Below are 23,279 nucleotides of genomic sequence, written 5' to 3'. Positions count from 1 at the left end.
AGTCTGCCAGCTAGAAAGCTTTCAGAGAGCCGGTTTGAGGTAGGAATTTGGCAAACCCGATCTCAGTTCTCAAATAATTGAAAATAACTCTCATTAAAAGCCTTGTTAACTATATTAATCAAACACTAAAACTATTGATTTGTCAAGGTTCTAGAGTTTTTGGCAGAACCCCTAGGGTTTTCGCCCTCACTTCGATTCGCCAAAAATAGCTCTAGAAACCATTATAAAATGATAACGGTCTCTTGTCGGGGTTTTTCGGAACCGTAGGTAATGGTACGCTTAACTGATCCAACATCTAGTACATAAATTCTAACCGAATCTTCTGCGGGTTTAATTAATTCTTCAATTTTATGCTGGAGTTTGGCGAATTGAATGGCTGTAAGAAAGCATTCAAAAACACTATATTGTGTCCATTTACCATAACCCGATAAAAGTTTATGCAACCGTGTTCTACGTTTATTAGCGGCTTTTGTGTCTGGTAAATCGTAAATGATCAGGTAAAATTGTGTATTCATCTTAGTATTAATGGTTTATAAACAATTCCTTCTTGTAAATGCCGACTCAACAAACGAGCTTGTAATTCAATCGCACGGCGATAAGTACATTGATAACCAAATACTGGATGTTTAAACTGGTCGTTCATTTTACGTTCAAATGCTTGTAAAAATATTTTTCTTCCAGCATCGGAAAGTGTATATGCTCCTAAACTTTCATTAAAATCATTCGGTTTTATTTCACCTTTATTCAACACAGATAAAACAACATTATCGGAAATAATCGGGCGAAATTCCTCCATCAAATCCAAGACCATTGATGGTTGTCCTCTGTTAGGCTCATGTAAATAACCTATATATGGATCTAAACCCGCTAAATGGGTTGCAGCAGTTACTTGTACGCGCAATAATCCATAGGAAAAACTCAAAAGCGAATTGACTGGATCGGTGGGTGGACGACGATTTCTACCTGGAAAAGTCCAATTTTTTCCTAACATTTGTGTCCAGTAAGAAAAATATTCTCTTGCTGCTAGTCCTTCCATCCCTCTTACTTCGTCAATTGTTTGTTTTTGTTTAACTTCTTTTTTGCGATTTTTTAGAGGATTTTCGGATTGGTTATGACGATAGAGTACATTATATTGATTATGAATTTTGGCAGTAACGATCGCTTGCACCAAAGATAAGCGGCGTTGCAAATCTTGATAAACTTCATATTGAGCTAATCTTAAGCGTGCATTGCGAGAATAACCAGGTAATGCACTACCTAAATATTTACCGTATATTGTTAAATAATGAACAGGTATTCCTAATTCTAAAGCATAAACCAAAGCATCTCCAGTTAATTGTGGATTTCCCATCAAAACAATTTGTTCTAGTGTTTGTGCGGCAACAGTTCGCTTTTTCCATGAGCCATCTTCTTTTTTTTCGCTAACGGTAAAAGCTTCGTATGTTTTACTAATCACAGCTTCTGGTTGTAAGACATAAAGAACAGACATAATTAATAATTACTTAAAAGTAAATTGGCTGATTTGATTGATGTAAATTTCACTAAGAGCAAGCTCTAAATTAAGGTTTTAAGATAGGTGACTTCTTCGGGAAGACAAATACCTTTTAGGCTACAATCTTTACATTTTTTGATGTTATCAATCGGTAAAGGCATTGGTTGATTAACTGCTAATTGCGCCATTTTGATATTTTGCTCAGTTAATTGTCGTAGTTGGGGGGTAAAATCAACTTTTTGACGACGACGACTAGCATGATAAAAAATCTCTCCAAAGGGGATTGTTTTTCCCAATCTTTCCTCTAAACATATAGCAGCAGCACATAATTGAAAATGATCGTTTAAATGTCGTCCCATTCGACCTTTTTTGTATTCTAATGGAATGAGTTGATTATCTTTTTCTTCAACTGCATCAATTATCCCATTTACCATTAAGCGATCGCTCCATACCCATTGATGGCGATAAATAGTAGTATCTTCTTCTTGAATAATTCCTATCAAGTCGATATTTCGATGTAAATAACGACCCATAATTATATGTTCGTTATCCTCCATTTCGCCAAGTTGATATTCTAAATAAAAGCGACGTGGACAATATTCCCACGCATTGAGATAAGCTAAAGGCAAATAATTTTCATTCATAACTGAAGTTGTCCCATTCCCATTCCTACTTTTCGACCGACACCTGCAAACTGTCCAAAATGTGCTAATGTAGTAGCGATTTTGGCTTGTTCTAAACTCGAAAATTCATAACAAACCCATCCTGTAGAACCGATTTCAGGACTTCCTTTCATTTTCAAAGCATGAGTTTTTAACTCAAAAGCACTGGTTAAACCTTCCCATTCAATCATCGGATAATGAAGTTCTTCGGGTGCGAATTGGTTCCAACGTTTGCGTAAATTTTCAAAGACTAAATGAGGTAATGGAAAGGGTTGAATAAATTTATCTTGCTTGAAACTGGTTGGAGATTGCAAACGCAAATTTATTGTTTTTTGTGAGGGAATTTGAAATAAGCTATGGTAATTATTATTCTGTAAAATTCTAATTCCTTGTCCGAGACGACACGGAACATCTGCGAGAATAATATCATTATCTAAATGGCGAGAAATACCATACAGTAGAGGAGAAAGTAGGTAAGGTTTGATCAATCCGATTTTTAAGATCATTCGAGTCTTTACAACATCTGGAAAAATACTAAGACTCATGGGAATTAGATCGCTTTGATGGATGGATGCAGCTAAATTCGCGTCTGCTTCTGCTAACCAAGTAAAAAATAAAGCGTGTATTCCTCTACCTAAAGTTTTGGGGAGTGGTTTTTGGGGATAAACTTGAATTTGGAAAATATGCAGAGTATGGGGATCAGTTTCGACACCAATCACTCGATAAGCTCTATTTTGCCACTCAACTACCGTATTAGTATTTAGCTGTTTAAAGATGAGTTGCAATAGTGACGGATATAAGCGAGGATCGTTAATAGCAACTATGACCTTATCTACGCCTTGTTGGAACGTTAAAGGGATAAATGCGATCAATGAGCGATATTCTAATAACCATTCATTAAGACTAATCAGAGGATTTTCAGAACAAGGTTGTAAGACTAGGGTTAGCAAAGAAAATTTAGTATCTTTCATAAAAGTCGTAGCGGGTACTTGTTTCAATTAGACGTAGGGGTAAAAATCCGATCGTAGGAATTCGGTCTTTATTCAGGATGGCGCGTTCTGACGAAAATGGGTTAATTTTGTCAAAAGTTGTTGTTTTTCCCATATCATCAAGGGGTTGTAGGATAAAACCTTGATCGAATGTCGATTGTAGTTGCGGTTCAATGCTAGAGAATGTACGATCGCTTAAATACTGAAAAAAACAACTTCGTTTACCAAAATAATTAATCTGCGATAGAAGGTTTTCGAGTTCTTCTAAACGTTGTGTCGGGCCTAAACAAAGCTGTAACTCTCCTTCTAAGAATACCCATTCCCGAAAGACAAATCCATCTTGCATAGCCAAAGTAGGACGAGTTTTATCTGCTTTATCCGTCGTTTGATCGTAATAACGCAGTTTATAACCGTTGCGGTTGACGATAATTCGTTCAGGAGGTTGAATATAAATCTGTAAGTCTCGTATCCAAGTAAACTCTTTTTTGATCCATTTGGCAAAATCATTCGCGTGATGTTTTCCAAAATTTTCTAACATCACTTTTAGTAACGCCATTTTAATCGTATAAGGAGTGGGTACTAAATTGGATTTAGCGGCCATATTCGTCGCATCGGAACGCTTGAGGGTAAATAGACTGACGGGTTGATAACTCACCGTCAACCATTGATTTGTTTCTGTCGGCATATTTTTGATTGGGTAAAGGAGATTAAACCACTACATTTACTCTGTTTACAGTTCTCTCTCCTTTTATGAAAATTGAATAAATAATCAGGTAATTTGGTTAGTCCATTAGATCGCCAGTGAATGAATTCACTGTCTGATAGCGAAAGTCCATTAAAATGGACTATGAAACCTTACAGAGAGTCAGTTTCAACTGACGGGGCGTTTAAACTGGCGACGCAGGTTCGCTCCTACTGCCCCTCGACTTTAGCTGTGAGCCGTGAAATCAATTTCACGGTGGATGATAGACTTAGATGATTACCGAATTAATTTTTCATCTTCCATTTAGGAGAGGGTTAGGGTGAGGTCATCCTCTACATTTGATACGGTTGTATTAGATTGATGAGTTCTTCGATTTGTTCGGCGAATTCTGCGATCGTTTCAAAGGAATACACTTGTATTGTTCCATCACCATTGATCCGATTGAGGGTATCAGCAAGACTGGTAATCTGACGTTGATATTCAAACTCCAAAGGACTTACCATAGGTGCAGGACAACGACGGGTACTAATAGAAATTGTTCCTTCAAAATAATCAGGATGGGGTAAAAGGGTGTTCCGTTTGGCCCCATTGGGTTGAAGATAGGTATAGAGGATACTTTTGAGTAAAGCGTCTAAACGTTGTTTGCGTTCAGTTGGACTAATTGCATAATCGAAAGTATGAGGATTATAACCAATACGAAACGCTTCTATATTCAAGATAGTTGCATATAAACCAGAGTTCACCTGCACATTATAGGGTGTCGGGTTTTCAGTACCGTATTTCGCATGAAAATAACTCTGAGTTTTGACGAAAGTAGGTACACCTATTACTGTACCGAATTCAATTACGGATTCTCGTTTTAGTGTTGGCCCTCTTTTTTCCGTCACCATAAATCCTTCTAGATCGCTGATTGTACAACGCTGTAGGACTTTTTGTATTTTCGTTGCTAAATCCTTGTCATCTTCGGAGAAAACGGGTAAATTCTGATCAAGATCATAACCAATGCGATCGGGATGACCTTGTTTACCCCCTTCAGATAACGCTAACCCTTCATCTACTGCAATGCGTTGAAGATGTTCTGCTTGAATATGTTTAAGCATATCCCCAGAAATCCCATTGACGAATTTAGGTTCAGCATCACCTTTTTCTACAATATAATAACGACGGGTCATCGATTGATTCCCTTCATTCCCTTCATTATTAAGAGCGTGCAATTGTAGGGAAATTAAACCACTAATCGAAATAGAATGGACAAAAATCGGTTCTTGAGTCATAAAAAGTATCATCCTGTATAAAAAAAGTATTAACTAGCTAGAGGTTCTAATGTCTCATCAGTAGCATCTTTAGGGGAATTATCGGCTGTTTTTCCCCATCCTTTCGCATATCCATAAGCAATTAAGAGATTAGCCACCAAAGCGCAACCAAACCGTTTATCATCAATTAAGGCAATCAGTTGATCTAAATCTTCTTTAGTTATCCAAATTCGACGTTTTTTCCCGTCTTGTTGGAGTTTGTCATCAATGCGTAAGTTCTCATTTTCATAGCTGGCGAGAAAGGCGGTCAGTTCTGTGATAAATTCTTTCTTAGAACCAGATTGACTGCTTAAGCGTTGTGCTAAACCGTAGATACGTTCCCATCCCGTTTCTTTTGATTTACCTTCAGCATCACGGATCGATCCTGCATAAACCGTCGCGCTATTAATCGCTTGAGCAATCCTGAGAAAGCCTAGATTTTGTGTAATTTCACTAATCGACCAATCTTGAGTTTTTTGGGTATTTTTGACCATAATTTCTAATCCTTGCATGGAAAATTGTGGGGGTTTTCTTTCCTCCCTATCAGCTAGACTTCGTGTGATATAGTCTCCGTAACTAGCGCTAAAGCGGAAAAAACTTTGTAGGTTATCAGTCGTGATAAAGTCTCGATAGACGGTTAAAAGTTCAGCATGACCCTCATCTTGAGCAAGATGATTGATAATCCATAGATGTTCGTCTAAGATCTTTTGATAAGTAATTTTCTCTGCTTGGGTTTGTGGTGAGATCCAACTAGGTAAACCAAAGGAAAAAATATCTTTTACTCCATAAACTTGACCTTTTGAGTTAAAGTGAATTCCTTTAAATCCTTTGACTTGATCTTTAACGGATTTCTTGACAAATCTCCTTTTTTGTGTATTCGCCGAGGAAGAATTGACGGGATAGTAATTCAACAACTCCTTAGTAAATTTTAGAGATAATTCCGCGTCGAATTTAGCGACACCATGACTACCACTCGGAGGATCGTATTGCCGTAGTTGATTCAAAACTTTAGAATATTCATTAAGGGTAATATCTTGGGGATCTAGTACCACTAAGCGCCAGTCAAAGGATTTTTCAGAAACTTTAACCCGTTCTGCGATCGCATATTGAAAGATTCCCCCTGCTATCAACCAAGTATCTAACCAGTCTGCTTTCTGAGAACTAAACTCATTTTTCCCATCTGCTTTTAGTCGGTTAACTCCAAATACCGCATTCGGAAAATAAAGTTTAACTGAACTGGTTTGAGTAGGAAGTTTTTTCCCTGTTTGTTGCTGAAAATGTTTGACGAAATATCCACTAGCACTTTCAGGGTATTTACTAAATGCTTTAATAATTGAAACTAAAAAAAATCCAAAATTATTTTTAATGTTCCATGTATCTAACCAAAGAGAGTTATGCTTAAGTGGATTTTTCTTGTCTTCACGACTTACTTGAATTAAAATTGCTCCGTTTTGTGTCCTAGCATCAGGTGGATCTATTTCTTCTTGTACTTCTATTTTCTTGATACGCTGTTGATATTTGTACTCTAAATACCGTTTGCGTTTTTCTACTTCCAAAACCACATTAAAAGCATTGGTTTGCTCAATGGGAAGCTTACTCGTGTCGGTTTTCTGTCCGTAGACGAGAGGAAACGCATCAAAATAAGATAGCTTTGCGATCTCATCTAAATCCACATCTATACTCAATTTAATCTCATAGTATGTTCCTAGATCTTTTAGTTGTATTTCCTTTTTCATCTGTGCAATACTCAAAGCACGTTCTGTTAGGTTTGCTAGTCCTAACGTTCGACAGATATCTGCACAGGTATTAAATTGTTTCGGTACCCGTAAAATTGTTACCATTACGATCGGTTTAAATGTTGTTGTTATTCTATATCTGTCTCGGAAGTATATTCTTCCGAAAAATTACTGAAGTTGGACAGCACGACGATCGCATAAACGTAAAGCCCGCACTACTAACAGGTACAATTGATAAAACTCCTCATCATCACTGGTGATGTCATCTAAACTAAAAACTTCTTCTAACGGGTAAGAGAGTTGGGTAATAGTAGCAGGTTGTAGGGGTAAATGCGAGGGTAAAAGACGGTTCCAACTTTGCTCTATAATCTTTATTGCATCAGGATGTAATTTCACTATTCCTATTTTTGCTAGATCAACTGATTTCCATCCCATCGCCCAAGCAGTATGATGACGACCAATAGCCATTAGAATAATTTGTATAAGATTAGTAAATTGCTCCTCTGTTGCTTGAAAATCCTCTAACAATACTCCTAGAGATTCTGCTAAAATTTCTTGAGCGATAAATGCACCCTCAACCGCATGGTTAGGACGTTTATTCCGTTTTTCATGATCTTTTAAAGCCTTTTTCTGTTCCCGATCATCAGGATTATAATCAGTATGGGCAAGTAGATAGGATTTAGGATCTTTACCATGATATGTGTTGTATGCGATCGTTTGCCATCCCCTCATACAATCTTGCCATTTAATCTGTAACTTACCCAAATCATGAGTCAAAATAGCCAAAAATACTAAGCATTCAAACAAAACCGCAGCATCTTGTCGGGAAACATGAGGAAAAATTTTAACTTGGATAAACTTACCACCAAAGGATAAAAGTTCATCTTTCACACTGATCAAATTTTTACCATCATTAGAAATAAAAGATTTATTCCAACAAGTCCACATCATCCCCAAATGTCCAATATAAGTATCCATGTGATAGCGATACTCACTCAATTTTTGTTTTTTCTGTTTTTGGTATAAACTAAATTGACTTTTATGAGAATCTAGATTAAACCGTTCAACATCTAAACCCATAACTAAACCAATTTGGTTATCATAATAAGCATAATTTTGATTTAAAAGTAATCTAGGACTACTCACCAACTCGGAATAAGAAGAAATAGGGATATTAGATTCTTGAGTATAACCTTCTTTATCTTCACTTTTTCGATAACAGATTTTACCAAAAATCCAACCTCGACGATAACCCTCACCTTTGACATCCTGATAAACCTTACATAAAGTTGTTTTTGGAATAGAGAACACAGGTAGCTTACTGACATCAACTTGATCATCATCAGCATCACCATCAATAATAATCGCTTGATCTTCCCAGATAAAAACAGTACGATTGTCTACTAAACGAATTAACTTACTTGCTTGTGATTGTTCTCCTGCAAACACAGCTTTATCCCAATTTTGCTCAAACTCACCACGATTATTTTTGCGTCGTTCAAAGTTTTTAATATCTTCGCTACAATGTACTTGATTAATCCAATTTGTTTCATGATTAAAAGTAATTTTTTCTGTCGGGTTATGCGTCTGTAAAACATTCCAAGTCAGTTCACAAACATCATTTTCATAGGGTGGATATAAACGCTTTCGTTTGGTAGGTGAATTTGGTTTATTTTCTAAATTGGATGTGGTTTCTAAATTTGGTTTTATTTCTAAACCCCTACCAAGTATCAATTTATCGGGTTCATCTTCTAAATCTTGTTCCGCTAATTCTAGATTAACTGCTGAAAATTCAATCGATTGATAAATATAAACTTCTCCTTTTTCTCCTCTAAACCTAGCACATCTTCCTACGCGCTGAAGTAGACTATTCATCGGACATAAATGAGTGTGCATCACCTCACAAGTAATATTCAAACCTACTTCAATCACTTGAGTAGAAATTAGAACATAACAAATTCCATCATCTAAAGAATCTTGAGAAAACTTTTCTGTAAGATACTTCTCTTTTTTAGCTCTATCTTCTGGTAAAAACCGAGAATGGAGTAAAGTAATATCTAAGTCTCCTGCTTCATTTAATTCGTCTAAATCTCTAAATAATCCTTGAGATTGAGAAACAGTATTACAGATAACTATGACTCGCTTACGTTGATTTTGCTGAATATCATTTAAAATAACTTCTGCACTTAAAGGAGTCGAAATAACATCAAAATATCGTTGACGATCGCCTTCAATTTCTAACAAATCCGAATCATTAACTTTAATAAAATTTAATTGACTATCATTAATTTCTGTGCTAACTTGCTGTACAAGTTCATCGGTTAAAGTTGCCGTCATTAATAGAAAAGGTGTGAGACCATTAATTTGTTGTAACACTTTGAGAACGGTTGTAAAAGCGCGATCGGCATCTAATAAATGTAATTCATCAAACACTAAATAAGAGGTAAAAAATACTCCTGCATTAACATTAGCTGAACCTCTACCCACTGAAAAAGGAATATTGAGAAAACTGCTTAACATCTGATCGATCGTACAGAAAATAATATCCCCTTCAAAACAGGGATCTTCTGGATTTTCACCCGTTTGTAAAGTAACAACTAAACGACGAGAAAGAGGGTAAATAGCTTGCCATTTGTCAATATATTTCTGTACACGCTGACGTAAACTATTTGCTAAAGTCCGTAAAGGAACAACATAAATCAGCTTATTTGGAAAATCATAATTAAAAGATTTAGCAAAGAGAAAAGGTGCGATCGCGGTTTCCGTTTTTCCCGATCCAGTTGGTGCGCGAAGAATCGTATTATGATAATTCAGGATATTTTGAATCGTCTCTATCTGAAACTGTCGCGGTGTAAATCCTGTTAAAGTTTGGAAATAGTTGTTAAAATTAATCATTACTTTACAAATTTCACATGATTAATACTTTCGTCAAGATTTAAAGATACAATTCTGACTTTTACTAAGCCACTTTCAGGAATAACTGCAAAATTTTTAGTTTCTTTTTCATAATACTGATTTTCTTGAATTTCATAAGTAACTTTGCTCCCTTTACTGTTCTTTTTGACTACTCTTGCATCAAGAAGATCATCCACTTTAAATTGATGCTTTTTAAGTGGCGTAAATAGTACCTCTGCAATAGGATTATATTTGTAATAACGAAACAAGCGTGATGACCATCCTATAATTTTTAGTAATTTTATAGTATCTACTTGAGCGTCTTGCAGATACTTACGATAAATCTTTTCAAGAGAACGATAATAATCAAAAGTTTGATTACTATGTCCAATGTTTTCAGCATTTTCAACTAAGATTTTTATATATCTTAAAAAATGAGTCTGTGCATCCTCTCGATGAGATAAACTACTAAAATAGGAGATTGTTTTTTTAAACTCATTAACAATTCCATCTGATTTAGCATCAATTCTTAATTGTTCTTTACTCAGAGAATGAGCGATCGCATGAGCAATTTCCCATTCCTCATCTGTCATTGCTTCAGTTGATGATTCAGTAATCATTATTAGTAGACTCCTTCTGGAGGTTGACGATTTGTTGGATAACCAAGAACATTCTTAAGTTCCTCTAATTGTGTTATCTCAATTAAATTGCTTTTAGCAGCTTTAATTTGTTTCTCGATAAATTCTTGCTGTAAACTACCAGTTAAAAACTCTGTTTCTGGAGGAGTATAAGTAGAGTAGCGATCGCACAATTCCTTCTTACCTTGTATTACTCTTGTTTCTGTTATTTCTACTGTCATTGTTCCCATCCCAATTGGTTTACCTGCCCCTACCTTCAAAGCAATTGGATATTGAGGATCTTGCCCTAAGATAATTAACAATGTTCCTAATTCTTCTGACTTCAGATTCATAAACTGTAACGAAGTTGTAAAAATATATTCAGTTCCAGCTTGCTGTACTGATATTCCTTTTTCTCCTGAATCAATAGCTCTATTTGTTTGATAATAAAATTTTCGTCCTCTAACTTGCTCATTATCGTCAAAATACTCAGAATTAAAAGTTCTATCACTGAACTGTGGTTGGGGAGAATATAAAGAAGGCATGAAACCGATTGAATATACCTGCTCACATTTAGCATCAGTAAATTTAACTAATCCTTGGCAATTCATTGCGCCAAATATTCGACTAGCAGGACAAAGTTCTTCTTTTTTTAAGCAAGGTAATCGCTTTTTATTAGATATATTATCTCGAACTTCCTTAGAAGCGACACCTAGAGTGCTATTTGTAAGTGCTTCATACACGGCTCTAATACAACCTTTTAGAGAACTACCTTGGATAATAAGTTCTTTCTTCACTCCCTGCGTCATAGTTTGGATTAAAGGGATACTGCTGTTACTAATGTCTTCTCCCATGACGACTACACCTGTTGAAATATGCAGAGGCGTTTTCACAGTTAGAGTTAGAAATAAAGTTCCATGTAGACAGTTGTCAAGAAATTTATCATGTCCAGCAGGAGGCTTTAGGCTAGGTAATTCATCGGGAAAAGGTATCAATTTATAAGGCTTAGAAGTATCCATTTCTTCTGATGAGTTAGTCATAAAATTTTTAGCTCTTTTTAAGATTTATAGTTAAAGCAATAAATTGTACAGTACCAGTTTGTTGATCAATGAAATAGCGTTGAGCTAGATTATGACATTCGTTCCTAAATTTATTTGGAAAACGAGTTTCATCATCAGAGTAAACCTGTGCAGGTCTTAATCGAGTTTTCCAAGTTTTTCCCACAGGCGTAAATCTCGAATCTGCATCAGTCTCACTTAGTAGTAAAACTTCATAGCCTTTTTTATTTTGTTTCCAGCGTAGTTCATAGTTTTCACTAAACATTTGCCCTTCTGGACTTGGAAAATCTGATGGTAAATCTTTAACAATACCACTGACTTTATGAAACCAACGGAGAAAATAGTAGCTATGGAGATCAGCTTGCTGAGTTAATAATTCTTTCAACTCATCGGCTGTGGAAAGTTGCCTTACACCTACAAAACTCATGCGGCTGTACCTCCGCGTAAAACCAAGCTCCAAGACTGCACTGCTTTTCTAAATAAACATTTAACTGGTTCTTCACCCGTCCAAGTTTGTTGTATTCCAAATCCTAACTCCATTGGTTCAAAAGCTACAGGAGTCTCTTTGTGGCTGTCGGGTTTTGGGAAATTATATTCATTGTCTATTAAAAATTCTCCTACACCCAAGAGAGCAGTATGCGAACCTAAAGGCTGTTGACTGGCAAAACTATAAATTTGTTTGTTCTTAACTTCACAACCTGGGTATTGCACAACTGCTGAATTATATTGAACTTTAACTGTTCCTAATCCCCGCGATTTGGCAAAACCTAAACCAAACCAACCATCATTCAAATCTCGTAATACTAAACCAATTAGCCCCAATTGAGCTAGAGTAAAATTCTTGAGGTGAATTTTAGTTTGAAATTCTCCAGACGTGCAAACTTGATAGTTAAATGGCCCTACGGCTACCGAACCAAAAACGCGATCTATGGCTACTCCATTTCTTTCTTCAATATTTAATGAGGTAACATCAACTGGGTAAGCATCTTCAATTCTAACTCTACTAGCGATAGATGTATTACCAAACATCTGTTCTGTAAAGCTAGATAATTTGTATATTTCTACAGAGTTTTTCTTTTTCCAATGATCTCGTTGATCTTTTAAAGGATTACTAGCCCAAGGAATGTTTGGATTTTTATTGTTTGGGTTTTCTTGTCCTACAGTTCGCACAATCCTTTCAGCATGAGCGCGAATTGCGCCTTTTAGACTACTTCCAGGTAAATAGATTGTACGTTTGCCTCGATAATAAGTTTCAACAAATTCCATATCGGGCTTAGTAGGATCTGCCCCCTGTCTACCAGATTTAATTAAAATTGGCCCATCAGGAATTAAAGTTAGGTCGATAGTGCAATGGTTAACTAAACGTTTGTGCATAATTTAAAATTGTTAGACATTTATCTAATTAAACGGTTACTAAATCATTTAACTGCATTTCACACTGTTGAAAAACATAGTTAACAGCAGCGAACAATTGATCTAGCTCCTGAATTGTGTAAAAAGTTTTATTACGAGTGAAGAGATTAGCTTCAAGCTTACCAAATTGCCAGACTTTACCATTGGAAACAACTCCAAATATCACCAGTTGTTGTTCATTATTTAGTCGCTGTGCTGCTACCATTTCAGCTAGACACTGCGCCCATCCCTCGTCAAATTTGTCTTGTTTTGCCTCAACTAACAAAAAATAAGGCTTTTCAAAGACTATTTTTCCAAGAGGGGAGCGTTTAGCCAAGATATATTCAGGAAAACCCGAAAGCTCCTCGTCATAAATAAGAGATTGATGACTCCACAAAACAAAATTGCTGTAATAGGATTTCCAAACTTCTTTTAAAATTGGATAAATCAAGTTTTCACAAATAGCAAACTCTGAGTTATCAACTACTCCTTCTCGCGTGACTAAAGCTAAATCTTCTCGAAAATAATCAGAAATATCAAAAGAAGTTTCAACAATAAAGTTGGCTTCGGTATATGTAATCTGATATGTTTTCAGAACTTCACCTACAGTTTTATAATTACTAAAAGCCATCTTAACCTCCTGAAGAATCTGTTACGGTGAGCGATTGAGTAAGATTTTGTCTTAAGTGGTTGACCAAAGCTTCTGTCCAATTTGTTCTTAATTGTTTTCCATCTACATATAAATCGGAATCTTGAGCGACCAATTTTTGTAGATACGAGATTAACTTTTCTGGGTCGTTATCGACATCAATCCAGTTCATATTTTCGATTTCTAATCTGACTACTCCTAAACCACGCGATCGCCCTCCTCCTAGTGGAATTTGTTCTGTTTCAAATTGATATAGCCCAATCATTAATAAACCGAGTTCCCATGCTTCGGCATTTTCTACTACTGCACGAAACTCAAAAGGTGTGCCAGAAGGAACGACTTGAAAATCATAGAGTTTCCCATCGGCAGCCGTTTCCGTATCTCTGTCAATGGCTACACCGTCTCTTTCTTGGTATTGTCCAAACCAATAATCAGGCAATACTGTTAAATCACGGACTTGAAATTTACTTGCAATCCAAGGAGAACCAAATAAGCGAGACACTCGATCTGTAACCCCTATCAGGGCTGTGGTTAATCCTAAATCATTATTTTGATAGCTTTGTTTTATGTCTTCAATTACTCTGTTTTTGTCACGAGTAGTAAAGTTAGCAGGATCTTCAGCATAACTGGAATCTATAGCTCGTAGGAAATTTTCAAGACGCGATCGCAAAGCTCCCTTAAAGCTAGAACCTGGAATCAAAGGTCGTCCCAAAGCATCTTTAATCACAGGTAAATCGGTACCAATTGGTTCTGATGACCGTCCTGCACTAATGCGTAAAGCTGTTACTGTAATAAGTGTTCCTGTGATTTCTAATCGATTTTTAAAAGTGTCAAACATAAGATTAATTAAGGATTATTGTTGACGTAATCATGCTCTCCATAGTGGCGTAAGTGTAACTTATTATCTTTAGTCAGACAGCTTACTCGCCAGCCAGTATTTTTGATATAAAAGTGATCAAGTTGATTCTTTTTCAGACCTCCTTCACATTTTTGTTGTCCTTCATATCTTGTAAAGTGCAATTGAGGTGAGAAACGTGTACTATCTCCCTTAAATTTCACCATTGAGCCAGAAACTTCTGCTAATACTTCTTGTAATTCTAATTTTCGCAGCGAATTTACATTATTTCTTTTAAAATCATTCAAAAAAGAATTTTCATATATAAGATAAGGAAAATTTAACAACTCTCCTGTCAAGAATTCTTGTTTACAACTATTCCATGTTAGTCTTCCCCAGTTGCTTAATGTTACTTCCTTATCAACGATAAATAGTAGTGTTTCTGGCACATTCTTTAGCTCTGAAAGATTAATGTCTATACCTACATTGGCTGCCATCATAGCAAATTGAACAGGTTTGATAACTGATTTATCTACTTGAATTGGTAAACGTGGAATTTTAATTACTTCTAAATTACTTTCAAAGATATAAATCATCTCATGAGCTTGATAGAACATACCAATAGTATTGGCATACCCCTGTAATGCTTTAAATCCCCCAACTAGATTAAAACAAATTGTATAACCTGAATCTTTATACCCTCGAATTATCTCATCTATCCATTGAAGAAGATCATCAATACCTTGAGTAAACTGTTGTGTACTTGCTGTTGAAAGATTCTTAGGCTGATAAATATCTACACTAAAATTTTTCTTTTGTAGAAAATCTTTGACAATCTCTGCTGCGACTTGTCCTTGGGCTGTATCAGTCGTAATTAACCAATGTATATCTTGCTTACCTTGCTCCAACTGATCATCATATAATCCATAAATACCGTTTAATTCTGCACTAGCTTCTCGGATATCCAGTGTAGAGCCATTGTCTAATTTATCTTCTGCTCTCTTCTTTAATTTTTGAATGATATCGTTAACATCTTGATGATGTTGATTAATGGTACTTTGAGTAACATTAGCCATCTCTCTTAACCGAGAAGACCAATTATTAGGATCACGTCGCTGATTAATCTGATTTGTCAGTAAACTTGTACCAACTGTAGTAATAACTAAACGAGGCATAATCTTTGCTCCTATTTTTAGGCTAGTTTAGGATTGGATTTAGTTTCATGTTCTTTTTTGGAATTTTGCTCACCACAAAGTGCTGTATGTTCTCGTGCTAGATAGCCGAGATAAAGTTGAGTCAATTTTAAGTGAATATTTTTTTTGATTTGCTCACGATTTTCTCCATTTTCTATATAGTTATATAAATCTCCTCTGCGTATAGAATGTCTTAAACGATCTACAATGCTTTGAGCATCTTGATTTAGACTATTAATCTGCTCAAGTAATGCTGTAGCGAATAGTTTATTATCTCTGCTAATTCTCCAAATAGGGCTAGAACCACTACGTCCTACTTGATAGCGAATATAGTTTTTAATAATTTCGATAGATGAACCAGATTCATTAGCAACCGCTAAAACATTTCTAAAAGGTGATTTTTTATCTTTTTCAGCAATTGAAAAGCTTTTTGCTAGAGCTTTAATATTAGGAATAATATTATCCATTTTTCTACCGATTTCTATTTCTATTATTAAAGTAAGTTGCTCTTGCAAGAATGTTTGAGATATTATTTCCATAGCTAAACAGCCTCCTCACGTAAAATTAAATGAAACTCATCACAAACTCGAACTTGACCAAAACCTTCACAAGTACGATCCCCTATTCCTGTTTTCTCCAAGTCCTCTAAAGGTTGTAACCAAGAGTTAAGCTGAGTGGTACTGAAGAAATAAACTGCACCTTTATTTGTAATTAACTCTACATCTTTCATCAATCCCCATGCAGTATTCCAACCAGATAAGTAATCATAGCTACTATAAACAGTATGAAGTTGTAAAGATGAATCTTCTATATTTAGAAGTTGCTTAAGCATTTCTGGAGATATGACTGTAGTGCGCCGCCATTGTTCGGTTAAAATAGCGTCAGACTGTAAATCTAAAGTAAAATAAGTTTTTTCGTCAGATAAATCAGCTTGAGTATCGTTAAAAACCTGCCAAGTTTGCCAACGTTTCCTTAATTTCCTGTTAAACTTTTGAATGCGACCTTCTATTTTTAGGCTAACCTCAAAGGGTTGTCTAGCCGTAATTTCAACTTTTCCTAAACCTCGTGACATTGAGCCACCTATACGAAAATCATGACAGCGTTGTTCGATAAATTGTTTAAGGGAATTGGCTAACTGAGAATCTTCAATCAGAATTGAGCCAGAATAAACGATTGGGTTGTCCTTTTTTTCTTTAGATTCATTGAGAACTTCTATACTGTATAGTATTTGGTCTTCTGCGGTTGAACGTCTACGGTTGATCCCAACACGTGTCAGAAGACGTTTGCTGATAGAATGACTATAATATTCTTCATTGAATACACTATAAAATCCACTAAAAGGCTCTACTCTATAGCCATCTTCTGGACAATTTGGCTCATAGATATATCCATATCTTTCTGCACAAAAGCGATCAATTAAGGTATCGAAAACCCCATTTTTTTGAGGCTTAAAACCAGAATTATTTTTAGAACTAAGTGCTGTAGCGGGTAATACCCTAATATCACTTTGAATTTCTATTTCATTACTTTCATCATCAAATTTTAAGCTGGCTGGATAAGCATTGCGGAAAATTGCAGGATTTTCACCTAAAAACAATGATTGAAAATCTCCTCCATTGTGAGAAAAATCACTAGAATAATGACCAGATTCTTGTAAAATTTTGGCAGCGATCGCACCTCGTATGACTGAACCTGGAATATAGTCCATTGCTTCACTTATCGAACCTCTTGGTTTCTGGCGACTAATTGCCAGAGGTGAAAGAGCTTTAATTTGTAGTTCAATTTGTTTCACTGTAATCCCCCTTTTCCTAAAAATTGCCAGACATCTTCATCAATCGTTATTTCAGGTAGTTCCCAATGAAGCCAACCCAAACCCACTGATTTGCCTCCGCCTAAAGCATAAATACGTCGTAATCCTGCCCAAATTAAAGCTTTAGCATAGTCAGGGCGATCAGATGTCCAATCGGGTAGGATGTGAATATCACCCTCAAATCTTAATTGAGCATTAACTGGAGAAGTTTCCAAAAAATAAAGTTTTTTCTCTTCGGCTGTCCGACGACGGCGATTAATTGTTACCCCTGAACGTAAAACTTCTGGTAAATTGTTTGGATGTTCAGTACATACTAAATCATCACAACGAAGACGAGATTGTAAAACAGGGTTGCCGAAAATTTGACAGATTAAACAGTGATACGCTGTATCTTCTTTATCATTAAATTTGTATTCTTCTCGTTCAAAATTTTTCTCTAAACCTGCTCTTTGTGGACACATAGTTTGAGGTTGAGGAGACTCACAAATTGGCCAAAGAAGACCGTTTGCAATTTTTTCGCATTCATGACGCAACCTACCTTTAAATTGAGATGCAGGAATCAATAAATTGCCTTCAGCATTGCGAACAATTGGTTTATCTGCTAATGAACCTGAAGAGCCACCCGCACCAACACATAAAGCTGTATCAATAATAGCCGTAATTAAGTGTGTTTCAACTGAGTTAGATAATTGCTCAAGGGTAATCATCGATTAATCTCCTTAGCAGTAAGTTGCTGTTCAGGAGTAGAATTTGGGCTAGATACTTCGATGAAATCATAAATATCTACTATCTCTCGCCAGATTGTTTCATAAATATGATCTTTAAGTTCATACATCCAAGGAGCTATATTACCTTCATTTGTCTTAGCTTTGCACCAAGGATCTTCAAAAGATTTTTGTATAAGTTCTGATTTGCTCTCTTGTAGTTTGGAGCGAAAGTAGCGGTAGTTAAGAATTGAAATGTGTTTTCCTTTTTCTAAAAGACTACGAATTTGATAAAGCTGTGATTTAGGAAAATCAGTATTTTTTAAAGCTTTAACTACTTCGATTAAACCCTCTAACTCATAGAAGGTATATGGTGCAGCATAAAGCTTAAGCTTTGCACCCAGTGTTTTAATTAATGCTTCTTGTCTAAATTGCTCAATATTTGAAGAAATCATAGTTACTGATTTGAGAGTTAAGAAATATATTGTGCCTCCGTAATATCCATTATTTTTTAACTCTTTTGCTCTTTTTTTAGCTGATTTTAGTAATTGATTTGTCAAATTTTCAGCATAATGTATAGGAGTATCTTTGGCTGTAATCAGCACCCCAATTGACATACTTAGTGACGACTTGACAGGTTGAAAGGTTTTACCCTCATAGCGATGAACAAATGTTTGCTGACTATCTTTCGATATAGGATAGCGACCTGTTTTTGCTAGTCTACGTTCAAAATCTTCTCCTATAGTTTTGGCAATTTGCAACGCTTTATTTGCAGGAACAATGAGCATAACATCGTCTCCCCCTATTGTCAGAATTTCAAAAGGATGAATCCATTTTCCATTACGATTTTTATTATCTAAATCAGTTAAATCATGTAATTTATGAGGATGAAGATGTTCTGCTAATGCTTGATACACCGATTCTTCGGTAGCCTTAAAAATATCTTGACTAAATTGTTGGTATTGTTCAGGAGTTGTAATTTTTTGGATATAACTTCCCATGTTATTTCCATCCGCATAGATATAAGCAACAAATCCTTGATATACATCACCTAGTTCTCTAAGAGTTCTTGCTGATTCTAATTCCTGATGGTCTAGCCCATATCGTTCGATAAGGCTATTATCTTTTAAATATTGCTCGAATTTATCAACCCAACTAGGAATTTTGCCTGGCTGCCAATTCAAATTAGCTTTTTGATACCAATGTTGCTCTTCATCATGTTTGGCTATTTGCCCTACTAAATGTTGACGCGCTAAAGGTTCAGAAAAATAAGGTTCACTCGGAAGTTCATCAGCTTTAATGATTGCCGAACGACGCTCACCTTCATCTCTTCTTAAATAAGGATGCGTTTCAAACATTGGTGGATAACGACGAGTTGGACGATTAGGAACATCATTCCCACTACGACGTTGATTAAACAGAATTGCCAGCTTAGTCGTTAATTCATTAAAACTTTTGCGACTTTTGAATTTTTCATCATTATCTAACGCGCCAAAATAAGCACTCACTAATTCTCTTTTTTCTAGATCTGTTTCAGAGTTAGCTTGACGATATTTATCTAACCAGAAAGCATCTTGCATATTATCTGGTAATAATCCAAAACGGAATTCTAGTAGCTTAAAAGTCTCTCCAACGGCACAGGAATTAGCCGTTAATGTTTCCTCTGTATAGCGTCTTTCAATAGCATTTGCTAATTTATCAACGAAAGCAGCAGGACAGAATGCTAATACATTACCACCTGTTGAGTAAATAATTAGCTCTGGAATTAAAGCACCCCAAAGTTCAGGAAAATAAGGAGTTAATTCTTGCCTAACAGATTGACAAAATTTTGCAGCCTTTTGACATTGTGGAAAGTTAGATGAAGTTTCGGCTTTAAAAAAAGCTGGAATATCAATAATGTTAATTCTATCAAGGAATGCTGATGCACCTCTAATATCTGTGAGGTTTATATTTTCAAAAACATATTGCTTAATTTTAGTTGCGCCACCATACACTAATCCGATCTTCGTTGTTTGTTGCCATAATTCAGAATAGTCACGGCTTAATTGTTCTATGTTGTCTGGAAAAACGAGTTCTTGGAGTGTTTCAACTTGTTGAACTAACGTTTGTACTTGTTTTGGTAGTTGCTTGTTTTGAAATAATGCCTCTCTCATCTTTTCTAGTATGGTTAGATCAAACTGAGGTTGTCGTTGGTTGCCCCAAGCTAAACACCATGAAAGAGCTATTTTAATATTCCTTGCACTTATCTCTTGCAAATTGCTCATAGAAATCCTGATTTACAAAGTTTTTAGAGAAAAAATAAAGCTGCTACATAATTCGGTAATGGATTTTCCCCAACGAGTAAAAATAGATGATCGACTTTATATTCTTCTGGAATACTCATACACTTTCCTGTCACTACACCTATATTTCCCAAAATTTAGGGAAAACTAACATTTTTTATGTAAATATGAGCAAAGTTATGTAAATGATTATTATTGATTAACATATTTCGTTACATGAACATTCCAAAATCTCTTTCAGCAATACTTCTGGTATTCGCGTGACGTGATTTCGTTCCCATTTACCCGCGACGATTTCTAAAAAGGGTTCAGTTTTGAGGATTTCGATTTTATTTTCTAAGACACTATGAATCACGGCTAGGGGTTGTAATTTTTCGCTAAATAGGTTATGCCATTCCTGTATTTCTTCGGGGTCACTGCTGATGATAATGTAATGGGTACACTGTTCGATAACGGGGTTTTTAGCAATATCAGCTTTACCACCAACATCGACTAAGGTGATATCGATTACCTGACGGATGTTTGCAATAGCTTTGGCATGATAATTAAAGTATTCTGGTAATAATTTTTCTGCATTCGGTTTGAGATGAATTTTATTTTTGTTGCGTTGTTTGAGTGTTTCTGCTAATTCTTCTGCTGTTTCATAAGTATGGTTTCCCTCTCCATCCCAATTAGCACGATGTAAGTAAACTTTTGCGTTGAAATTATATTTAGCTAAATCTTTTCTCAGTGCATTGGCAAAAACACTTTTACCGCTATTGGGTGGGCCGCCGATGATAATTGCAATGTTTGGAATTGTGGTAAATTGTATGGGTATACTGTCCCCAACTGTCAATGATGAAATTTGACTAGAAACAACAATAGCAGATTGCGATCGCAGATCAAAACAAGCTAACCAAGGATAAGAAGATAATCGCTCGATTAAATAGGTATATAACCAAATGGGAGCAGAACCATATAAAATAATTCCTTGAGTACGATCGAGTTCTTGGGGTATTTCTAGGGTTAACATCTCTTCAACAGTAATTAAACTTTGGGGTTGAAGTAAGTTAATTGCTAGAGTTTGATAAATATTGTTATTTCCCTGTAATTGAATAATTTCTAATTGAACTTGGGATTTTGTTGTCATAGTTAATTGGAAGTGGTGTCGGGTAAATTGATTTTGAACACTTGAGCAATATTCACATCGGGGGTATGAGTTGCGACGACGACTGCACCTAAACGAGTGTCATAACACCCTACCCAAGCTGCGGGATGACATTCATGCACTAAGTATCCATATAGCCAAATGGGTGCTTTTCCTTCGATAACAATTCCCTGACTGTAGTCAATTTCTTTGGGTAATTTTAATCCTTTAAGATCATTTGGGGTAATGATACCGTTTTCATTCAAAATGGAGATACGCAAGTGTTGATAGGGGATACCAGATTGAGTGATATGGGGAATAATAGTTAAGTAAACTGCACTCATGATTTTTTCGCTTGCGACTTTAGAAAGTCGCTCTTTTAAGTTGTTGCTAATCTAACATACACTTGGATGTATCCTCTTCCAAATTTTAATTATGACTGAGTTAAGATTTTATGCCATACCGACTGTTGAGTTATTACAATGGCTGGCGCGGGGTTCACTTAAACAAAATTTATTACGTGCGATTCGTCTTTGGGTATGGTTAAAAATTTTATATGGTGATGATTCAGAATGTTTTAATCTATCCAATTCGTTTAAATTTGCTGAGTGGCAAAATACTTTTTTTACTCATCCTCCAACTGATGAGCAACCGCAGTTTCATGGTATTGAGTGTAATTGTGGTAAAACGGTTTCTGACTGGCTGAAAAATGTTTTAGAAGATGAAATGCAGTGGCGCAATTCTCTTAAACAGCATGATCAATTCTCGGATGAAACTATTAATGATACTCTTGAAACTCGTCTTTTTGCAGTAACTCGTCGTTCTTTGCAAGATGATTTGCGTATTTTGGTTGAGTTAGGTTGGTTAAACAAATCAAAGACTACTTATCAAAAAGTTAATCAATTTCCTAAATTTTCGGCTCAAAACAATTCTTATTCTGATTTTTCGGCGTTACATCCTGATTTAGAAATTACCTTCAAAAACTTTGCCGAACCACTTGGCGGTTTTAATCGATTCTTTTTAGAAATAGACTATATTATTAGTCAGAGCAATCAAGATCGATTAGAAGATCATCAGGCACAATTAAAAGATTTATGGCAACAAATCCCAACACCACCAGTAGAGTTAATTTATGACAGTGCTAAGTTAGATAAAGTCGTGAAGTGTATTGTCTATCCAATTTGTTTATATTATTCACGTCGAGCGCTCTATTTATGTGCTTTTGGAGAAACACCAAATCAGCAGGGGGATTATTATAATTATCGCTTAGATCGAATTGAGAAAATAACACCTTTAACTTGGTCAGATCCACAACTACCAAAACAATTATTAAAATCCTATCCTCATCAACTGCCTGATACTGATTTGATTCAAAAAGAAATAGATCAAGTTTGGGGTTTTGATTTTTATCTTCCGTCGCAGTTAATGTTATTGCGATTTGGGCGTAATTTCCACGATAAATATATTAAAAATACATTTCGTCATGATACTTTTACAGAAATTGATTACGACGAAGCACAAGAATTAATTAAAAAATCGACAGTTAATAATGAGCAGAAAACTATCTTAAACATACTTAAACTTCGTTCTCCTGATGATGCTTATTATCGTGTTAATTATCGAGATGGCGATATTAATGTAATTCATCGTCTGAGGGCATGGCGACCTAATGTAGAAGTGTTGATCCCTGAACAAATACGACAACAATTTAGACAAGAAATCATAGCGGAAACACAATTTTATTTTAGTTCTTGAAAAACACTTTATTAGATTTCATGTTGTCTGTCAAAGTTAATTTGTTTTTAATACCGGTTACGGCGATATATACTGTCATTGTAAGTACG

22 protein-coding genes and 1 CRISPR repeat array (1 of these 23 running past the window's edge) are annotated in these 23,279 nt (G+C 35.6%); of the genes, 1 reads left to right on the top strand and 21 read right to left on the bottom strand.

What is annotated here, in order from left to right:
- A CRISPR array of direct repeats spans positions 1-2; the repeat unit is 37 nt; it reaches 22,709 nt to the left of the window's first position.
- A 219-nt stretch (positions 3-221) separates the two neighbouring features.
- The 21 genes from cas2 to crn3 form a co-directional block, all read right to left on the bottom strand.
- The gene (gene cas2, locus C7H19_RS10750) at positions 222-515 is read right to left on the bottom strand and encodes a CRISPR-associated endonuclease Cas2 (RefSeq protein ID WP_106456880.1); all 294 of its coding nucleotides are present in this window, start codon (positions 513-515) and stop codon (positions 222-224) included.
- Positions 512-1,489, bottom strand: coding sequence for a type I-D CRISPR-associated endonuclease Cas1d (gene cas1d / locus C7H19_RS10745; RefSeq protein ID WP_106456879.1), 978 nt, complete (start codon positions 1,487-1,489; stop codon positions 512-514). Before cas1d ends, cas2 begins: the two co-directional genes overlap by 4 nt.
- Positions 1,490-1,554: 65 nt before the next feature.
- On the bottom strand, positions 1,555-2,136 hold the full coding sequence (gene cas4, locus C7H19_RS10740) for a CRISPR-associated protein Cas4 (RefSeq protein WP_106456878.1): 582 nt from the start codon (positions 2,134-2,136) through the stop codon (positions 1,555-1,557).
- The gene (cas6, locus tag C7H19_RS10735; RefSeq protein WP_106456877.1) at positions 2,133-3,125 is read right to left on the bottom strand and encodes a CRISPR system precrRNA processing endoribonuclease RAMP protein Cas6; all 993 of its coding nucleotides are present in this window, start codon (positions 3,123-3,125) and stop codon (positions 2,133-2,135) included. Before cas6 ends, cas4 begins: the two co-directional genes overlap by 4 nt.
- Complete coding sequence (locus C7H19_RS10730) at positions 3,112-3,828, bottom strand: hypothetical protein (RefSeq protein WP_106456876.1); 717 nt, start codon at positions 3,826-3,828, stop codon at positions 3,112-3,114. The genes cas6 and C7H19_RS10730 overlap by 14 nt, the downstream gene beginning before the upstream one ends.
- Before the next feature lie 350 nt (positions 3,829-4,178).
- Complete coding sequence (locus C7H19_RS10725; RefSeq protein ID WP_106456875.1) at positions 4,179-5,120, bottom strand: DevR family CRISPR-associated autoregulator; 942 nt, start codon at positions 5,118-5,120, stop codon at positions 4,179-4,181.
- Between the two features lie 29 nt (positions 5,121-5,149).
- On the bottom strand, positions 5,150-6,979 hold the full coding sequence (locus C7H19_RS10720) for a hypothetical protein (protein WP_106456874.1): 1,830 nt from the start codon (positions 6,977-6,979) through the stop codon (positions 5,150-5,152).
- A 63-nt stretch (positions 6,980-7,042) separates the two neighbouring features.
- Positions 7,043-9,769, bottom strand: a complete 2,727-nt coding sequence (gene cas3 / locus C7H19_RS10715) for a CRISPR-associated helicase Cas3' (protein WP_106456873.1) — start codon at positions 9,767-9,769, stop codon at positions 7,043-7,045.
- Positions 9,769-10,389, bottom strand: coding sequence for a hypothetical protein (locus C7H19_RS10710; RefSeq protein WP_106456872.1), 621 nt, complete (start codon positions 10,387-10,389; stop codon positions 9,769-9,771). The genes cas3 and C7H19_RS10710 overlap by 1 nt, the downstream gene beginning before the upstream one ends.
- Positions 10,390-10,391: 2 nt before the next feature.
- Positions 10,392-11,426: an RAMP superfamily CRISPR-associated protein gene (locus C7H19_RS10705; protein WP_106456871.1), complete on the bottom strand. Its 1,035-nt coding sequence runs from the start codon at positions 11,424-11,426 to the stop codon at positions 10,392-10,394.
- 7 nt (positions 11,427-11,433) lie between these two features.
- On the bottom strand, positions 11,434-11,871 hold the full coding sequence (locus tag C7H19_RS10700; RefSeq protein ID WP_106456870.1) for a hypothetical protein: 438 nt from the start codon (positions 11,869-11,871) through the stop codon (positions 11,434-11,436).
- Positions 11,868-12,818 carry an RAMP superfamily CRISPR-associated protein gene (locus C7H19_RS10695; RefSeq protein ID WP_106456869.1) on the bottom strand — a complete coding sequence of 317 codons (951 nt, stop codon included), beginning with the start codon at positions 12,816-12,818 and terminating at the stop codon, positions 11,868-11,870. The genes C7H19_RS10700 and C7H19_RS10695 overlap by 4 nt, the downstream gene beginning before the upstream one ends.
- A 28-nt stretch (positions 12,819-12,846) precedes the next feature.
- Complete coding sequence (locus C7H19_RS10690; RefSeq protein ID WP_106456868.1) at positions 12,847-13,467, bottom strand: hypothetical protein; 621 nt, start codon at positions 13,465-13,467, stop codon at positions 12,847-12,849.
- A 1-nt stretch (position 13,468) separates the two neighbouring features.
- Positions 13,469-14,323 (bottom strand): type III CRISPR-associated RAMP protein Csx7, encoded by an 855-nt coding sequence (gene csx7, locus C7H19_RS10685; RefSeq protein ID WP_106456867.1) that lies wholly within the window; start codon positions 14,321-14,323, stop codon positions 13,469-13,471.
- Between the two features lie 8 nt (positions 14,324-14,331).
- Positions 14,332-15,495, bottom strand: coding sequence for a putative CRISPR-associated protein (locus tag C7H19_RS10680; RefSeq protein WP_106456866.1), 1,164 nt, complete (start codon positions 15,493-15,495; stop codon positions 14,332-14,334).
- A 17-nt stretch (positions 15,496-15,512) separates the two neighbouring features.
- Complete coding sequence (locus C7H19_RS10675; RefSeq protein WP_106456865.1) at positions 15,513-16,052, bottom strand: hypothetical protein; 540 nt, start codon at positions 16,050-16,052, stop codon at positions 15,513-15,515.
- Between the two features lie 2 nt (positions 16,053-16,054).
- Positions 16,055-17,305 (bottom strand): type III-D CRISPR-associated RAMP protein Csx10, encoded by a 1,251-nt coding sequence (csx10, locus tag C7H19_RS10670; protein WP_106456864.1) that lies wholly within the window; start codon positions 17,303-17,305, stop codon positions 16,055-16,057.
- Positions 17,302-18,030 carry an RAMP superfamily CRISPR-associated protein gene (locus C7H19_RS10665; RefSeq protein ID WP_106456863.1) on the bottom strand — a complete coding sequence of 243 codons (729 nt, stop codon included), beginning with the start codon at positions 18,028-18,030 and terminating at the stop codon, positions 17,302-17,304. The genes csx10 and C7H19_RS10665 overlap by 4 nt, the downstream gene beginning before the upstream one ends.
- On the bottom strand, positions 18,027-20,291 hold the full coding sequence (gene cas10 / locus C7H19_RS10660) for a type III-B CRISPR-associated protein Cas10/Cmr2 (protein ID WP_106456862.1): 2,265 nt from the start codon (positions 20,289-20,291) through the stop codon (positions 18,027-18,029). Before cas10 ends, C7H19_RS10665 begins: the two co-directional genes overlap by 4 nt.
- Positions 20,292-20,508: 217 nt before the next feature.
- Positions 20,509-21,438: a CRISPR-associated protein Csx3 gene (locus C7H19_RS10655; protein WP_106456861.1), complete on the bottom strand. Its 930-nt coding sequence runs from the start codon at positions 21,436-21,438 to the stop codon at positions 20,509-20,511.
- 2 nt (positions 21,439-21,440) lie between these two features.
- A complete protein-coding gene (gene crn3, locus C7H19_RS10650) occupies positions 21,441-21,779 on the bottom strand; it encodes a CRISPR-associated ring nuclease Crn3/Csx3 (protein ID WP_106456860.1) in 339 nt (112 codons plus the stop codon).
- Positions 21,780-21,870: 91 nt separating this feature from the next.
- On the opposite strand from crn3, the gene C7H19_RS10645 reads away from it, so the two are divergent.
- A complete protein-coding gene (locus C7H19_RS10645) occupies positions 21,871-23,190 on the top strand; it encodes a TIGR03985 family CRISPR-associated protein (RefSeq protein ID WP_106456859.1) in 1,320 nt (439 codons plus the stop codon).
- Positions 23,191-23,279 lie beyond the last annotated feature (89 nt).

It is taken from the genome of Aphanothece hegewaldii CCALA 016, assembly GCF_003007785.1.
Lineage (GTDB): Bacteria > Cyanobacteriota > Cyanobacteriia > Cyanobacteriales > Microcystaceae > Chroococcus > Chroococcus hegewaldii.
Note: the sequence above shows the minus strand (reverse complement) of the source record. Positions and strands in the feature narration are given on the sequence as shown.

Coding starts and splice junctions, on each gene's coding strand:
- cas2 (WP_106456880.1), bottom strand. CDS start 515: ATGAATACACAATTTTACCTGATCATTTACGATTTACCAGACACAAAA.
- cas1d (WP_106456879.1), bottom strand. CDS start 1,489: ATGTCTGTTCTTTATGTCTTACAACCAGAAGCTGTGATTAGTAAAACA.
- cas4 (WP_106456878.1), bottom strand. CDS start 2,136: ATGAATGAAAATTATTTGCCTTTAGCTTATCTCAATGCGTGGGAATAT.
- cas6 (WP_106456877.1), bottom strand. CDS start 3,125: ATGAAAGATACTAAATTTTCTTTGCTAACCCTAGTCTTACAACCTTGT.
- C7H19_RS10730 (WP_106456876.1), bottom strand. CDS start 3,828: ATGCCGACAGAAACAAATCAATGGTTGACGGTGAGTTATCAACCCGTC.
- C7H19_RS10725 (WP_106456875.1), bottom strand. CDS start 5,120: ATGACTCAAGAACCGATTTTTGTCCATTCTATTTCGATTAGTGGTTTA.
- C7H19_RS10720 (WP_106456874.1), bottom strand. CDS start 6,979: ATGGTAACAATTTTACGGGTACCGAAACAATTTAATACCTGTGCAGAT.
- cas3 (WP_106456873.1), bottom strand. CDS start 9,769: ATGATTAATTTTAACAACTATTTCCAAACTTTAACAGGATTTACACCG.
- C7H19_RS10710 (WP_106456872.1), bottom strand. CDS start 10,389: ATGATTACTGAATCATCAACTGAAGCAATGACAGATGAGGAATGGGAA.
- C7H19_RS10705 (WP_106456871.1), bottom strand. CDS start 11,426: ATGACTAACTCATCAGAAGAAATGGATACTTCTAAGCCTTATAAATTG.
- C7H19_RS10700 (WP_106456870.1), bottom strand. CDS start 11,871: ATGAGTTTTGTAGGTGTAAGGCAACTTTCCACAGCCGATGAGTTGAAA.
- C7H19_RS10695 (WP_106456869.1), bottom strand. CDS start 12,818: ATGCACAAACGTTTAGTTAACCATTGCACTATCGACCTAACTTTAATT.
- C7H19_RS10690 (WP_106456868.1), bottom strand. CDS start 13,467: ATGGCTTTTAGTAATTATAAAACTGTAGGTGAAGTTCTGAAAACATAT.
- csx7 (WP_106456867.1), bottom strand. CDS start 14,323: ATGTTTGACACTTTTAAAAATCGATTAGAAATCACAGGAACACTTATT.
- C7H19_RS10680 (WP_106456866.1), bottom strand. CDS start 15,495: ATGCCTCGTTTAGTTATTACTACAGTTGGTACAAGTTTACTGACAAAT.
- C7H19_RS10675 (WP_106456865.1), bottom strand. CDS start 16,052: ATGGAAATAATATCTCAAACATTCTTGCAAGAGCAACTTACTTTAATA.
- C7H19_RS10665 (WP_106456863.1), bottom strand. CDS start 18,030: ATGATTACCCTTGAGCAATTATCTAACTCAGTTGAAACACACTTAATT.
- cas10 (WP_106456862.1), bottom strand. CDS start 20,291: ATGAGCAATTTGCAAGAGATAAGTGCAAGGAATATTAAAATAGCTCTT.
- C7H19_RS10655 (WP_106456861.1), bottom strand. CDS start 21,438: ATGACAACAAAATCCCAAGTTCAATTAGAAATTATTCAATTACAGGGA.
- crn3 (WP_106456860.1), bottom strand. CDS start 21,779: ATGAGTGCAGTTTACTTAACTATTATTCCCCATATCACTCAATCTGGT.
- C7H19_RS10645 (WP_106456859.1), top strand. CDS start 21,871: ATGACTGAGTTAAGATTTTATGCCATACCGACTGTTGAGTTATTACAA.